General features: G+C 52.3%; 11 protein-coding genes. 7 read left to right on the top strand and 4 right to left on the bottom strand.

Annotation, left to right across the window (positions count from 1 at the left end; translation table 11 throughout):
• Positions 1–7: 7 nt before the first annotated feature.
• The 4 genes from RHD99_RS17140 to cecR are packed head-to-tail and all read right to left on the bottom strand — an operon-like array spanning position 8 to position 4,558.
• Positions 8–1,147 (bottom strand): ABC transporter permease, encoded by a 1,140-nt coding sequence (locus tag RHD99_RS17140; RefSeq protein WP_309875453.1) that lies wholly within the window; start codon positions 1,145–1,147, stop codon positions 8–10.
• Positions 1,134–2,882, bottom strand: a complete 1,749-nt coding sequence (locus RHD99_RS17135; RefSeq protein WP_309875451.1) for an ATP-binding cassette domain-containing protein — start codon at positions 2,880–2,882, stop codon at positions 1,134–1,136. Before RHD99_RS17135 ends, RHD99_RS17140 begins: the two co-directional genes overlap by 14 nt.
• Positions 2,875–3,873, bottom strand: coding sequence for a secretion protein HlyD (gene hlyD, locus RHD99_RS17130; RefSeq protein ID WP_309875449.1), 999 nt, complete (start codon positions 3,871–3,873; stop codon positions 2,875–2,877). Before hlyD ends, RHD99_RS17135 begins: the two co-directional genes overlap by 8 nt.
• Positions 3,863–4,558: a transcriptional regulator CecR gene (gene cecR, locus RHD99_RS17125; RefSeq protein WP_183271025.1), complete on the bottom strand. Its 696-nt coding sequence runs from the start codon at positions 4,556–4,558 to the stop codon at positions 3,863–3,865. The genes hlyD and cecR overlap by 11 nt, the downstream gene beginning before the upstream one ends.
• A gap of 252 nt (positions 4,559–4,810) precedes the next feature.
• On the opposite strand from cecR, the gene rhlE reads away from it, so the two are divergent.
• The 7 genes from rhlE to RHD99_RS17090 all read left to right on the top strand — a co-directional run bounded on the left by rhlE (position 4,811) and on the right by RHD99_RS17090 (position 14,498).
• Positions 4,811–6,184 (top strand): ATP-dependent RNA helicase RhlE, encoded by a 1,374-nt coding sequence (rhlE, locus tag RHD99_RS17120; RefSeq protein WP_309875445.1) that lies wholly within the window; start codon positions 4,811–4,813, stop codon positions 6,182–6,184.
• A 333-nt stretch (positions 6,185–6,517) separates the two neighbouring features.
• Positions 6,518–7,450 carry a tRNA dihydrouridine(16) synthase DusC gene (gene dusC / locus RHD99_RS17115; RefSeq protein ID WP_309875442.1) on the top strand — a complete coding sequence of 311 codons (933 nt, stop codon included), beginning with the start codon at positions 6,518–6,520 and terminating at the stop codon, positions 7,448–7,450.
• 350 nt (positions 7,451–7,800) lie between these two features.
• Entirely contained in the window at positions 7,801–9,126 is a 1,326-nt protein-coding gene (locus RHD99_RS17110) for an OprD family outer membrane porin (protein WP_309875440.1), read from the top strand.
• A gap of 25 nt (positions 9,127–9,151) precedes the next feature.
• A complete protein-coding gene (surE, locus tag RHD99_RS17105; protein ID WP_309875438.1) occupies positions 9,152–10,036 on the top strand; it encodes a 5'/3'-nucleotidase SurE in 885 nt (294 codons plus the stop codon).
• Positions 10,037–10,188: 152 nt separating this feature from the next.
• Complete coding sequence (gene licT, locus RHD99_RS17100; protein ID WP_309875436.1) at positions 10,189–11,031, top strand: BglG family transcription antiterminator LicT; 843 nt, start codon at positions 10,189–10,191, stop codon at positions 11,029–11,031.
• Positions 11,032–11,228: 197 nt separating this feature from the next.
• Positions 11,229–13,088: a PTS beta-glucoside transporter subunit IIABC gene (gene bglF / locus RHD99_RS17095; protein WP_309875434.1), complete on the top strand. Its 1,860-nt coding sequence runs from the start codon at positions 11,229–11,231 to the stop codon at positions 13,086–13,088.
• A gap of 15 nt (positions 13,089–13,103) precedes the next feature.
• Positions 13,104–14,498, top strand: a complete 1,395-nt coding sequence (locus RHD99_RS17090; RefSeq protein ID WP_309875432.1) for a glycoside hydrolase family 1 protein — start codon at positions 13,104–13,106, stop codon at positions 14,496–14,498.
• Positions 14,499–14,609: the final 111 nt, after the last annotated feature.

The raw sequence follows: 14,609 nt of genomic DNA, 5'->3' as shown, positions 1-14,609 counted from the left end.
GCCTTCCTTAATCAAGACGGCGTTTGGTTTTCAACGCCGTCAGGCCGATAAACATCACCGCTGAGGCAATTAAAAACAGGATGTTGATGACTAACACGGTCGTAATATTCCCCGCCAGAAACAGGCTTTGCAGCGTGCTGACGAAATAACGCGCCGGGATGACGTAGGTCACCGCACGGATAATCGCCGGCATGCTGTCTATCTGGAAGATAAAACCGGACAGCATAATCGACGGCAAGAATGCGGCATTGAGCGCCACCTGCGCGGCATTAAACTGGTTACGCGTAATCGTGGAAATTAATAAACCCATGCCGAGGGTGCTGAGTAAGAACAGGCTGGTGATGAAGAATAAAATCAATAGTGAACCGCGGTACGGCACGCCGAGAATAAACACCGACACCAGCATACACAGCAGCATCGCTAACATTCCCAGCACGTAATAGGGCAGCAGTTTGCACAGCAGCAGTTCGGTGCGGGTCACCTGGGTTGAGAGTAGCGCTTCCATGGTGCCGCGCTCCCATTCACGCGCCACCACCAGCGAAGTAAGAATCGCGCCGATCACCGTCATGATGATGGTCACCGCTCCGGGGATAATAAAATGCTGGCTGATAGCCGCGGGGTTAAACCAGTAGCGCAACTGCACGTCTATCAGCGGTTCAAACTTTTCACCCCGATCTTCTGCCCGCTGTTGCTGCCAGATTTGCCAAATTCCCTCCATATAACCCTGCACGAAGTTCGCGGTATTCGGTTCGCTGCCATCGGTGATCACCTGAACGGGCGCAGTCGCACCCGCGCGCGCCATGTTTTGTGCAAAATCAGTCGGGATAACCACCAGGCCGCGAATCTTCCCCGCCTGCATTAATTGAATCAGGTGCTGGCGATCGTCGCTGATGGTCGGCTCGATGTAGGGGGAGGCACTGATGGTGTGAGCGAAATCAAGCGCCTCTTCGCTTTGTTGCTCCAGCAAAACCCCGACGCGCAGGCGGCTGGAATCGAGGTTGATGCCATAACCAAATATAAATAGCAGCAATAGCGGGATCACCACGGCAATCAACCAACTGCTGGGGTCACGCACAATCTGACGCGTCTCTTTCACACACAGGGCGCGAACCCGTCGCCAGGAAACGGCCTGATTATGCTCGCTCATGTTCGTGCTCCTTATCCCATTGATGGATAAGCGTAATAAATGCCTGTTCCATTGTCGGGTCAGTTTGCGCGTCGTCGGCGGCTTGCTCTTTAAGATCATCCGGCGTGCCACTGGCAATCAGCTTGCCGCGATAAACCAGCCCAATCCGGTCGCAATATTCCGCTTCATCCATAAAGTGAGTGGTCACCATTACAGTGACGCCTTTTTCCACCATGCTGTTGATATGCAACCAAAATTCACGACGGGTGATGGGGTCGACGCCTGAAGTCGGCTCATCGAGAAACAAAATATCTGGCTCATGCATCAATGAACACGCCAGTGCCAGACGTTGTTTAAACCCTAGCGGCAGCGCATCCGTGGCGCTGTTCATCATCGGTTGCAGGCTAAACGCTTCGCTCATACGGTTAATTTTCTCCTCCTGCGCTTTGCCGCGCAGACCATAGACGCCGGAGAAAAAACGCAGGTTTTGCGCGACGGTGAGGTTGCCATACAACGAAAACTTCTGCGCCATGTAACCCAGGTGCTGGCGGGCTTTCCCGGAACTGGTTTTTAGATCCATATCCAGTACCAGCGCTTTACCGGATGTGGGCACCAGCAGCCCGCACATCATCTTAAATGTGGTGGATTTTCCAGCGCCGTTTGGCCCTAGTAGGCCGAAAATCTCGCCGCGCTGGACGGTAAAATCCACGTGATCGGTGGCGGCGAAATCACCAAACTTTTTGGTTAACGCTTCCGCTTTGATAACCGTCTCGCCCTGTGAGCCTTCCACAGTATGTAAAATTTTACCCAGCGGAGATTCTTGTGTTGCCGCGCCGCCCAGCAGATCGATAAACGCATCTTCAAAACGCGGTTCGGTTTGCGAAATACTTTCAGGAGTGAGGTTGAGCGCCTGGCTGAGTTCGTCAACCGTCGACTCTTTTGCCAGGATAAGGCGAACCGAACGCCCCTGAATCACACCATCGCTGACCTGCGGCAATTTAAGCGCGCGTTGCAGTAGCTTACGGTTATTTTCTTGTTGATGGCTCACCAGCAGCGAGCGCCCAGCCATTTGCTGGGTTAACTCCTTCGGCGCGCCGTGATACAGCAGTTCGCCTTCGTTCATGAGCAAAACGTCGCGGCACTGCTCGGCTTCGTCGAGATACGAAGTGCTCCAAAGAATCAACATGCCGTCACCGGCCAGCTCATGCACCATTTGCCACAGTTCGCGGCGCGAAATCGGGTCAACGCCAACACCGGGTTCATCAAGCAACAGGACTTTAGGCTGGCCGACCAGGGTGCAGGCGAGGCCGAGTTTTTGTTTCATCCCGCCGGATAACTTCCCCGCAAGGCGCGAGGTAAACGGGCCCAGCGCGGTAAAATCCAACAACCGCTTAAACGTCGCTTCACGTTCTTGCCCTGTGACGCTACGCAAATCGGCATACAGATTCAGGTTTTCCATCACCGTTAAATCTTCATACAGGCCAAATTTTTGCGGCATATATCCCAGAACAGCATGCAGGGCGCGGTCGTCTTTCACCGGGTCCAGGCCAATTACCGTAGCGCTTCCTGCGCTGGGCTTTAACAGACCCGCGAGCATACGCATCAGTGTGGTTTTTCCTGCACCATCCGGGCCAACCAGGCCTGTCACGGCGCCAGTGAGGATCTCACAATTCAGACTGGCCACTGCCGGTTTGTCCTGGCCTGGAAACTGTTTCATCAACCCTTGCAGGTGGATGATGCCATCCTGGCTATTCATGCGGTTTCTCGCTGTTGAATTTCACTGTGACAGGCATTCCCTGGCGTAGCGCGTCGTCGGCATCCGTGACAATAATCCGCAGGCGATACACCAGGTCGGTGCGCAAATCTGGCGTTTCGACGGTTTTCGGTGTGAATTCAGCGGTAGGGGAGACGAAGCCAATTTTGCCGTGATACGGCTTATCAGGACGGCCATCGGTATAAACCAACAGCTCGGTGCCTGGTTTCGCCTGGTTCAGACTCACTTCGTTAACGTAAGCGCGTACCCAAACCGGGCGTGTGAGCGAGAGGGTTAATACTGTGCTTCCGGCATTGAGCATACTGCCGGGTTCAACAGCCCGGGTGAGCAAAGTGCCATCCGATGGGGCAATGAGCGTGGTGTCCTGCAAATCCAGTTGCGCCTGAGCAAGCTGAGCTTTCGCTTGTTGCAGACTGGCCTGCGCCTGAGCAATTTCCTGCGGGCGGTTACCCGTGCGGTATTGGCTTAACTTATCGCGCGCCGCTTTTAACGTCGCTTTGGCCTGATCGCTTGATGAACGGGCATTTTCCAGATCGTTGGCGGAAATCACGCGTCGTGCCCACAAACCCTGCTGGCGTTGATAAAAGTTCTGCGCGTAATCGTACGCCGCCTGAGCCTGATTCACCTGGGCTGCAACTTGTGCGATTTCTTCGTCACGATAACCGGCGATAATCAGGTCAAACTTGGCCTGTGCTGCCGCGACATTGGCCTGAGCCTGAAGCAGCGCGTTTTGATACGGCCCCTGGTCCAGTTCGCCCAGGGTTTCACCGGCTTTAATCGAATCCCCTTCATCCACCTGCAAAGCCGCAAGACGCCCGCCGACGCGGAAGCTTAAATTCACGGTGCGAATATCAACGTTGCCATAAAGCGTCAGCCCTTTATCCTGCTGACTTTGGTACCACATCCAGCCGGCAATCCCTGCTGCAATCAACACCACAATTGCGACGATAATGATCGGTTTCTTACTTTTCATTGCCGTTGTTTCCTTGTTGGCAAGCTAACCCTTGTAAAATGAAGTCGATATGGCTGCCCACCACATCACTGATTTTTTTAACGTTTTCACTATCAAAGGCAGTCCATCCGGCACGAAGCAGAATGGTTTCTCGCCCCAGACGGAATGCCAGCACCTGCCCGAGCAACGCGTGAGTATGGAGAATCGTTTCGGTGTCATCCGGGTGGCGATGGGTATAACACCCGACGAGGCGGGTGAGATGTGTGTGCATTGGCGCAATCACCTGTTGGTGAATGAGCTGATAAGCAGGCGTTGGCGAGAGCTGCTCGCGAGAGATAAATTTGCTGAGATTAAGCGTCTCATCGGCAGTCAGCAGGATAATCATGTGATTGCATGCCGTATGAATCAGCTGCCGAATCTGTGACTTATCGACTTGCGGTTGGCTGAGAATGGCCTCGGCGCGTTCAACGTGAGGCTTAAAATTACGCGTGATGAAATCGGCTATCCATTGCGCGCAGGCCATATACAGCTCTTCTTTCGAGCCAAAATAGTAGGTGATAGCGGCAATGTTCTGCCCGGCCAGTGCGGCGATATCGCGCGTGGTGGCATGTAATCCGTATTCACCAAATTGCGCGAGTGCCGCAGCAATCAGTGTCTTTTTTGCCTGTTCACCACGGGTCGTGACAGGTGCCGGTGTCGCATTCATACCGACCTCTTAAAAAAGTTAATCAATCGATTGATTAAGAGTAGGCTTGATGCCTATATCTGTCTAGTCCGTGGTATTTATCTTGTGAATGCGTCGGAAAATAGAATTTGTGCGCAAAGTCACAAAACCTGTTACACTGCGCGGCTTACGGCACCGTGGTTTGTGCCCCTCTCTTGCGCCAGAATGACTGGCGTCATACGAACCCCTGGAAACTACACCGCACCTCGCGGTCAGGGCGATTCTGGAGTACCTATGTCTTTTGATTCTCTCGGCCTGAACGCCGATATTCTGCGTGCAGTGGAAGAGCAGGGCTATCGTGAGCCTACCCCTATTCAACGCCAGGCGATCCCGGTCGTCTTAGCAGGTCGTGACCTGATGGCCAGTGCCCAAACCGGCACCGGCAAAACGGCAGGTTTTACCTTGCCGCTGTTACAGCGCCTGGTCAATAAAGAACCGCACGCCAAAGGCCGCCGCCCGGTGCGCGCGCTGATCCTGACGCCAACCCGTGAGCTTGCCGCTCAGATTGGCGAAAACGTGCGTGACTACAGCAAATATTTAGATATCCGCTCGCTGGTGGTTTTCGGCGGCGTGAGCATTAACCCGCAGATGATGAAACTGCGTAGCGGTGTGGATGTGCTGGTGGCAACACCGGGCCGTCTGTTAGATCTGGAACACCAGAACGCCGTGAAACTCGACCAGGTCGAAATCCTGGTACTGGACGAAGCTGACCGCATGCTGGACATGGGCTTCATCCACGATATTCGTCGCGTACTGGCCAAACTGCCAGCACGTCGCCAGAACCTGCTGTTCTCCGCGACCTTCTCGGACGACATCAAAGGGCTGGCAGAAAAACTGCTGCATAACCCGGAAGAAGTGTCTGTTGCGCGCCGCAACACGGCTTCTGAGCAAGTCACTCAACACGTTCATTTCGTTGATAAGAAACGTAAAAGAGAACTGCTGTCCCAGATGATTGGCGAAGGTAACTGGCAGCAAGTGCTGGTGTTTACCCGTACCAAACATGGTGCGAACCACCTGGCAGAGCAGCTGGGTAAAGACGGTATCACCGCGGCGGCAATTCACGGTAACAAGAGCCAGGGCGCTCGTACGCGTGCATTGGCTGACTTCAAAAACGGTGGCATTCGTGTGCTGGTTGCAACGGACATCGCGGCACGTGGCCTTGATATCGAAGAGTTGCCACATGTTGTGAACTACGAGTTGCCAAACGTACCAGAAGATTACGTGCACCGTATTGGTCGTACTGGTCGTGCAGCGGCAACGGGTGAAGCGCTGTCTTTGGTTTGTGTTGATGAACACAAACTGTTGCGCGACATCGAGCGCCTGCTCAAGCGCGAAGTTCCGCGTATGGCACTCCCAGGCTATGAAGTGGATCCATCCATTCCTGCTGAACCGATCGTTAATGGTCGCCAGCAACAGCGTGGCGGCGGTCGTGGAAACGGCAGCGGTCAAGGCCAGGGGCAACGTCGTGGTGGCAATGGCGGCGGTGCAGCGTCGGATCGCAGTAATGCGCCGCGCCGTCCATCACGTCCACAAGGTGATGGTGCGCCAAAACCTGCGGGTGCTAACGGACGTCGTCGTCCACCGCGTAAGCCAGCGGCTTCAAACTAATCGTTAAGCCCTCACCCTAACCCTCTCCCGCAGGAGAGGGGACTGACCGGTTTTCTCCCTCTGATATCAGGAGAGGGGACTGGCTGATTTTCTCTCCGGGTATCAGGAGAGGGGACTGACCGGTTTTCTCCCCCTGGTATCAGGAGAGGGGAGTGGCTGATTTTCTCTCCGGGTATCAGGAGAGGGGACTGACCGGTTTTCTCCCCTGGCATCAGGAGAGGAGACTGGCTGATCTTCCCCCTCTCCCTGAGGGAGAGGGTCGGGGTGAGGGTAGTTTTAAGACTCAATCAAGAGGTGCTAACATAGCGCCTCTTTTTTTTACCGGAAAACACTATGCGTGTACTGCTCGCGCCAATGGAAGGGGTTCTCGACTCACTGGTTCGTGAACTGCTGACTGAGGTTAATGACTACGACTTGTGTATCACCGAGTTTCTGCGCGTGGTCGATCAGCTTTTACCGGTAAAATCATTTCACAAACTTTGCCCGGAGCTTCATCACGCCAGCCGTACGACATCAGGTACGCTGGTGCGTATTCAGTTGCTGGGGCAGCATCCGCAATGGCTGGCAGAAAACGCAGCTCGCGCGGTGGAACTCGGTTCCTGGGGCGTTGATCTCAACTGCGGTTGCCCGTCCAAACTGGTTAACGGCAGCGGTGGCGGAGCTACGCTGCTGAAAGATCCCGATTTGATTTACCGTGGCGCGAAAGCGATGCGGGAAGCGGTGCCCGCGCATTTACCGGTGACGGTTAAAATCCGCCTCGGTTGGGACAGCGATGCGCGCCAGTTTGAAATTGCTGATGCCGTTCAACAGGCCGGTGCCACTGAACTTGCGGTACACGGGCGTACCAAAGAAGACGGCTACAAAGCCGAGCGTATTAACTGGGCGGCGATTGGTGAAATCCGTAAACGCTTGTCGATTCCGGTGATTGCTAACGGTGAAATTTGGGACTGGCAAAGCGCACAAGACTGCATGGCCACAACGGGCTGTGATTCTGTGATGATCGGACGCGGTGCGCTCAACGTGCCAAATTTAAGCCGCGTGATTAAATACAACGAGCCGCGTATGCCGTGGCCGGGCGTAGTGAAATTACTGCAAAAATATAGCCAACTTGAGAAGCAGGGTGATACCGGAATGTATCATGTCGCACGTATCAAACAGTGGCTGGGTTATTTGCGTAAAGAATATATTGAGGCAACCGATCTTTTTAGCGAAATCCGCGCATTAAAAACATCAAAAGAGATTGCGCTGGCTATTCAGCGTTTATAGCATTGTTATGATTTATTTTCGGCATGAATGTATTTAATGACCATTCATGCCTTCACTCTAATTACACCTCTTTTAAGACATGACTCACACTTCAGAGTATTAGTATTATTTGCCTCTGGATAAATCGCAATTGCGATGTTAGCGTTGCCAACAATTGATAACAGGATTGTAACTGTCTGACAGGCAAAACCTAATCATTTGATACCCTTTGGGGTGTCAGGTGATTAGGTTTTTTTTTGCTTTTTGTTTGTCACTTTTTATATGAGTGAATAAGTGCACATGCCTGTTGTTAATTAAAGGAAAGGGTAATAGCGATTCCCTGAAGTAAATGTAATGACAGGATGTTAATTATGTTCTTAAAAACAAAATCAATACCTCTGGTTATTCTGACGGCTGGATGCAGTTTTATGCCTCTGGCAAATGCTGCGAATTTCTCGACCGGCGGCTTCTTTGAAAGCAGCCATATGGATCTCATCCTGCAAAACGTCTGGATGTTAAATACCACCGATCAGCTTGCCGACCAGGGTGTCGGCGACCAGAACGCCTGGGCTCAGGCGGTGCATCTGAACTGGGAAAGTGGCTGGATCTGGGACACTGTGGGTCTGGATGCCTCCTGGTACGGCGTCGCAAAATTGTACGCCAATGACGCGTTCTACGGCCGAGATTTGGTGCGCGATAATAACGGCCATGCAGAAGGGTTTAACAAGCTCGGGCAGATTTACGGCAAAGGTCGCTGGGGCGATAAAGCGCAGCATCTTTATCTGTGGGCGGGCTGGAAAGATATGTATAAGTTCGGCACGCTCACCTCCTCCCATAGCCGCGCCACGCCCAGCACCTGGGAAGGTATCAGCTCAGAAGTAGCGTGGAATGATTTCACCGTTCGCGGCGCGATTGTTACGCGTTTTTCTGAACGTGACGAACCGGAAAAACGGCGTTTTATGACGCTTTCAAGTGGTCAACAAATTGACTATATCGCGACCGGGGACGCAACCTGGTCGCCGTCAAAGGGGACGAGAATCACGTATGTGATGGGCGAAGCAAAAGACTATCTTTTGCGTCATGGCATTGAAGCTAACGCCCGCCTGCCGGTGACGGATAAATTCAGTTTGCTGACCAAAGGTGTCTTTTACTACAACCGGGGTTTAAGTGCCTGGGAAGGGACGCGGTCATTTAACGACGATGCAGAACATCTCTATTTGCAACTAGGCTATCAATATGGAGGGTCGGAATCCGGCATTGGTTGGTCTAAAACCCGCGCGCCGCTCGATAATGGTCTGGGTAATTTTTACTGGCATTTCGGTAAAAACAGTCGCGGCGCATTTAATAGCCCGGCGGATGGTGAAGGTAACGATTATATTAACGACGGCGAGCAGATGATTTATGCCTATAGCCAATATAAGTTTTCGCCGGAGTTGATGGCGGGAATTTACGGTAACTATGGTTACGGTGTCGAATATCAAAATGTAGCGCTCAAAGAGTGGGAATATGGCGGTTACTTCTTATGGTCACCAGAAGCTATTAAAGGATTCAGTATTTTTGCGGGCGTTGGACCCAGTTATTCATGGAAATTAACGCCTAAAAAAACACCGTCGCTAACCGATGATAAGCGAAACTTTAATCGAGCAAAAGGGATTGGTGCGGCTTTACGGGTTGAATATAAATTTAATTTGTTCTGATTCATCACATATAAGGAAATAACCAATGAAAAAATATCTTCTGGCCATCGTATTGGTGCCATTTATTTGCGGTATTGCTCATGCAGTCGATCGGCCAATGCGTATTCTTATCGTCAATGATGATGGTTGCGAGTCGGTGGGCACCACGTCCCTTCAGGAAAAATTGACCGCCAAGGGTTATGACGTCTGGATGGTGGCTCCCGCAACAAACCAAAGTGGTATTGGGACAGCCATCACCTTTAAACCGAATAAAATTTTCGATGTGAAAAAGGTCGCGGAAAAACGCTATTGCTTCCCTGGCACACCGGCTGATTCCGTCGATTTTGGATTGTTTGGCGTGTTGAAAGATAACCCGCCTGATTTAGTGATTTCCGGCGTCAATGATGGGCCGAATACCGGCGCGGCGCAGCTTAATTCCGGAACGGTTGCAGCCGCAGCGCGCGCCGTGCGTTATGGTTACCCGGCCATTGCGGCCAGTATCGGCTATATCTTTAGCGAAGAAGAGATGAAAGCGAAATGGCCTTCAACCCATAAATACTGGCCGGAAGCGGTGGATTATGTGGTGACGCTGGTGGATTCCCTTGGCGCAAAATGGCAGCCAGGAAAACCGTTATTGCCCGCGGGTTCAGGGCTGAGTATCAATTATCCCCCGATTGAAAAAAGTGCCATTCACGGGGTGAAAATCGTGGGGAACGAACAGCATCCGCAACCACAGCTCTCTTACAAGATTCTGGAAGATGGCAAAGCACAGCAGTTGATGAGCAGCGATGCATTAGCTCCGACTCTGGCTGACACCGATACCGGCTGGCTAAACAAAGGCTACATCACCTGGACGCCGTTTGACGGCCAGTGGAATGCGCCGCAGTTAGATAAACAGTATCGCAGCCTGATCGTCACCGTAAAACCGTAGATAGCGATCCGTATCACGCTTTTCCAACCGGCAGGTTGTGGAGCCTGGCGAAGCTGGTAGATTTATCGAATTGGATTGTTACTGCTTCTGCAGGCAAAACCTGATTTTCTGGCCCCGGTCGGAGATCAGGTTTTTTTGTTTCTGGGGTACAGATGAAGATCGCCAAGATACTCAATAACAACGTAGTGGTGATTCTGGACGAAAACGGGCGTGAGCAAGTTGTGATGGGGCGCGGGCTGGCCTTTCAGAAACAGGTGGGTGCGCTGCTCGAACAGGACAAAATTGAGAAAGTTTTTGCTCTGCAAAGCGATGAACTGGTGGCGCGTTTAGGTGAGTTATTAAGCCAAATCCCGCTGGAAGTGATGACGACCTGCGACCGTATTATTGAGCTTTCTCGCCAGCGACTGGGTAAATTACAGGACAGCCTCTACATCACGCTGACCGACCATTGCCACTTTGCTATCGAGCGGCAAAAAAAGGGCGTCGCTATCCGCAATGTGCTGTTGTGGGAAATTAAGCGCCTCTATCCCAAAGAGTTTTTACTCGGCCAGGAAGCATTGGCCATCATTGAAAAACGGCTGGATGTGCAACTGACGGAAGATGAAGCGGGGTTTATCGCACTGCATCTGGTTACCGCGCAACTGAACAGTGAAATGCCTGAAGTGATGCACGTCACCCGCGTGATGCAGGAAATTCTGCACATCGTGAAGTACCAGTTAACGCTGGAATATGACGAAGAGAGTTTGAGCTACCAGCGGTTTGTCACGCATCTTAAGTTTTTCGCCCAACGAATGCTTAACCGTAACGTTGTGGCTGATGATGACGCGACGCTGCATGTCGCAGTGAAAGACAATTATCCACTGGCGTGGCGTTGCGCGGAAAAGTTAAACCGTCATTTGGTGGCTGAATATCAGCGCGAATTGACCACTGAAGAGATTATGTTTCTGGCGATTCATATTGAGCGGGTGCGTAAAGACAGTTTAAAGAAAGCCTGACGGCTTAAAAAATATTTACCCAAAATAATACGAGTCGCAGTCAACGCATCTGCGGCTCTAAGTATGACGGATAAAACGGATTGTTACTGCTTCGGCAGGCAAAACCTGAGCTCTGGCTTCCCTCGCGGGATGCCGGACTCAGGTTTTTTTTTGATTATTACTCAGACACATACGCTGAAAAGTGAAAGGAAACAATTATGGGATATCAAGAGGTTGCGAGAGATATTCTGACCCATATCGGTGGGCGGGAGAATATCGCAAGCCTGGTCCATTGCGCCACGCGCTTGCGTTTTAAGCTCAAAGACTCGAAACAGGCAAATGCCGAGGCGCTCAAAAAGAATCCTGGCGTGATTATGGTTGTTGAAAGTGGCGGTCAATTCCAGGTGGTGATTGGCAATCACGTTAATGATGTTTACAACGCGGTACGCGCCGAAGCTGGCATTACCGAAGATAGCGACCAGCCATCGCACGTTTCTACTGAAAAGGTCAGTATTTTTAGTCGCTTGATTGATCTTGTTTCGGCTGTGTTCACGCCGTTTATTGGTGTCATGGCTGCCTCCGGTATCCTCAAAGGCTTGCTCGCCATGGCCGTGGTTTTCGGCTGGCTATCTACTGATACCGGCACCTATAAGCTGTGGTTTGCCGCCAGTGACGCGCTGTTTTACTTCTTCCCTCTGGCACTGGGTTACACCGCAGGTAAGAAATTTGGCGGCAACCCATTTATTACTATGGCAATTGGTGGAGCATTAACCCATCCGGTGGTGCTACAGGCATTTGATGCGGCTAACCAGGCGGGGGCGGTCACAGAACACTTCCTGGGCATCCCCATTACCTTTATCAACTACAGCTCATCGGTGATCCCGATTTTATTCGCCGCCTGGGTGAGTTGCTGGATAGAAAAAGGCAGCAACAGCGTGCTGCCGTCTGCGATACGCAATTTCTTCACCCCACTATTTTGCCTGGCGATTACTGTGCCGTTGACCTTTCTACTGATTGGCCCGGCGGCAACCTGGTTAAGCCAGTTGCTGGCTCACGGTTATGAAGCAATCTATGCCTTTGCACCGTGGCTTGCGGGTGGGGTGATGGGGGCCATTTGGCAGGTGTGCGTTATCTTCGGCCTGCATTGGGGCATGGTGCCGTTGATGATCAACAATCTTTCCGTTTTTGGACACGACACGCTGTTGCCGCTGCTGCTTCCGGCGATTATGGGGCAGGTTGGCGCGTGCCTCGGGATTTTCCTGCGCACACGTGATACCCGTTTGAAAATGCTGGCGGGCTCAGCCGTCAGCGCCGGTATCTTCGGCATTACCGAGCCTGCGGTTTATGGCGTCACGTTGCCTCATCGTCGCCCGTTTATTTTCGGCTGTATCGCCGGAGGGATTGGCGGCGCAATTGTTGGATTTAGCCACAGCAACGTCTATTCGTTTGGTTTTGCCAATATCTTTACCCTGGCACAAATGATCCCTCCTGGGGGCGTGGATGCCAGCGTCTGGGGTGCGGTTATCGGGACTGTTCTCGCGCTCATTATTGCTTGTGCGTTGACCTGGGTTGCCGGTTTGCCACGCACCGAAACCGATGTGCCCGTCATTGCGCAGGTCGCTGAAAACGACATTCTCTCCCCGATGAGCGGGACGGTGCTGGCGATGGATCAGGTGCCAGATTCCACCTTCGCCAGCGGTTTACTGGGGGACGGGGCGGCGATTATCCCGCTGACCGGCAAGGTTATCGCACCGTTCCATGGTGAAGTTGCCTCGCTATTCCAGACACGTCATGCCATTGGATTGCTCAGCGATAGCGGCATAGAAATGTTGATACATATCGGCATTGATACCGTGAAGCTGGACGGACAATTCTTCACCGCTCACGTGAAAGTGGGCGACAAAATTAAGCCGGGTGATCTGCTGATTGAGTTCGACCGGCAGGCCATTCTCGATGCGGGTTACGACCTGGCAACGCCTGTGATTATCAGTAACAGCGACGAGTACCGCGCGGTGACGCGCATGACAAACGATCTCTCAATTGATTCGGGTGCGCCGTTCCTGACGGTAAGCCGCTAAACCAAGGAGAAGTAGATGAAAGCATTTCCTGAGAAATTTCTGTGGGGCGGCGCGATTGCCGCAAATCAGGTAGAAGGCGCATGGCGTGAAGATGGGAAGGGGATTTCAACGTCCGACGTTCAGCCGCATGGCGTGTTCGGTGACGTAGTCGAGCGTAAGCCGGGTGATTTTGGCATTAAAGACACGGCTATCGATTTTTATCACCGCTACCCGGAAGACATCGCGCTGTTTGCGGAAATGGGTTTTAGCTGCCTGCGTGTTTCCATCGCCTGGACGCGCATTTTCCCACAGGGTGATGAAACCCAGCCAAATGAAGCGGGGCTGGCTTACTACGACCGCCTGTTTGATGAGCTGGCAAAACATAACATCACGCCGATGGTGACGCTGTCTCACTACGAAATGCCATGGGGTCTGGTGAAAAACTACGGCGGCTGGGGCAACCGCGAAGTCATCACTTTCTTTGAGCGCTATGCACGTAGTGTTTTCACCCGTTTCCAGAACAAAGTGAAACTGTGGCTGACCTTCAACGAAATTAATATGTCACTGCATGCGCCGATGACCGGCGTTGGGCTGCCAGATACGAGCAGCGAAGCTGAGATTTACCAGGCGATTCATCATCAACTCGTGGCGAGTGCGTTGGCGGTAAAAGCCTGCCATGAAATCATTCCTGATGCCCGAATTGGCAACATGCTGCTGGGCGGCCTGGTGTACCCGCTGAGCTGTAAGCCGGAAGACGTGCTGCAAACCATGCAGGAAAACCGTAACTGGTTGTTCTTTGGTGATGTGCAGTGCCGTGGCAGCTATCCGGGCTATATGCTGCGTTATTTCCGTGACCATGACATTAAGCTTGAGATCTCAGATAGCGACCGCGACGCGCTGAAATCGACCATCGATTTTATCTCGTTTAGCTATTACATGACCGGCTGCGTCACCGCAGATGAAGAGCTCAATGCTAAAGCACGTGGCAACATTCTGAACATGGTGCCAAACCCTCATCTGGCGAGTTCCGAATGGGGCTGGCAAATCGACCCTGTTGGCTTGCGCATTCTGCTCAATAAGCTTTGGGACCGTTATCAAAAACCACTGTTTATTGTTGAAAACGGTTTAGGGGCGAAGGACAAGCTCGAGGCTGACGGTACGGTGCATGACGACTACCGCATTAGCTATCTTAACGATCACTTAGTACAAGTTGGCGAAGCGATTGAAGATGGCGTCGATGTGCTGGGCTATACCTGCTGGGGGCCGATTGACCTGGTGAGCGCGTCAAAAGCGGAACTGTCGAAGCGTTACGGCTTTATCTATGTGGATCGTGATGATCAGGGCAACGGCACGCTTGCGCGTTCGCGTAAGAAAAGTTTCAACTGGTATAAAGAAGTGATTGCGACCAACGGCGGGAGTTTGAAGCGCTGAGTTTTTAGTCGGGATGCCCTCACCCTAACCCTCTCCCCGGGGAGAGGGGATTGTCCAGTTTCTCCCTCACTATCAGGGAGAGGGGATTGTTCTGTTGTCTCCTTTTATCCA

It is taken from the genome of Buttiauxella selenatireducens (genome assembly GCF_031432975.1).
Lineage (GTDB): Bacteria > Pseudomonadota > Gammaproteobacteria > Enterobacterales > Enterobacteriaceae > Buttiauxella > Buttiauxella selenatireducens.
Note: the sequence above shows the minus strand (reverse complement) of the source record. Positions and strands in the feature narration are given on the sequence as shown.

Bases quoted from the DNA above. Each gene is read 5' to 3' on its own strand.
- RHD99_RS17140 (WP_309875453.1), bottom strand. From the start codon at position 1,147: ATGAGCGAGCATAATCAGGCCGTTTCCTGGCGACGGGTTCGCGCCCTG.
- RHD99_RS17135 (WP_309875451.1), bottom strand. From the start codon at position 2,882: ATGAATAGCCAGGATGGCATCATCCACCTGCAAGGGTTGATGAAACAG.
- hlyD (WP_309875449.1), bottom strand. From the start codon at position 3,873: ATGAAAAGTAAGAAACCGATCATTATCGTCGCAATTGTGGTGTTGATT.
- cecR (WP_183271025.1), bottom strand. From the start codon at position 4,558: ATGAATGCGACACCGGCACCTGTCACGACCCGTGGTGAACAGGCAAAA.
- rhlE (WP_309875445.1), top strand. From the start codon at position 4,811: ATGTCTTTTGATTCTCTCGGCCTGAACGCCGATATTCTGCGTGCAGTG.
- dusC (WP_309875442.1), top strand. From the start codon at position 6,518: ATGCGTGTACTGCTCGCGCCAATGGAAGGGGTTCTCGACTCACTGGTT.
- RHD99_RS17110 (WP_309875440.1), top strand. From the start codon at position 7,801: ATGTTCTTAAAAACAAAATCAATACCTCTGGTTATTCTGACGGCTGGA.
- surE (WP_309875438.1), top strand. From the start codon at position 9,152: ATGAAAAAATATCTTCTGGCCATCGTATTGGTGCCATTTATTTGCGGT.
- licT (WP_309875436.1), top strand. From the start codon at position 10,189: ATGAAGATCGCCAAGATACTCAATAACAACGTAGTGGTGATTCTGGAC.
- bglF (WP_309875434.1), top strand. From the start codon at position 11,229: ATGGGATATCAAGAGGTTGCGAGAGATATTCTGACCCATATCGGTGGG.
- RHD99_RS17090 (WP_309875432.1), top strand. From the start codon at position 13,104: ATGAAAGCATTTCCTGAGAAATTTCTGTGGGGCGGCGCGATTGCCGCA.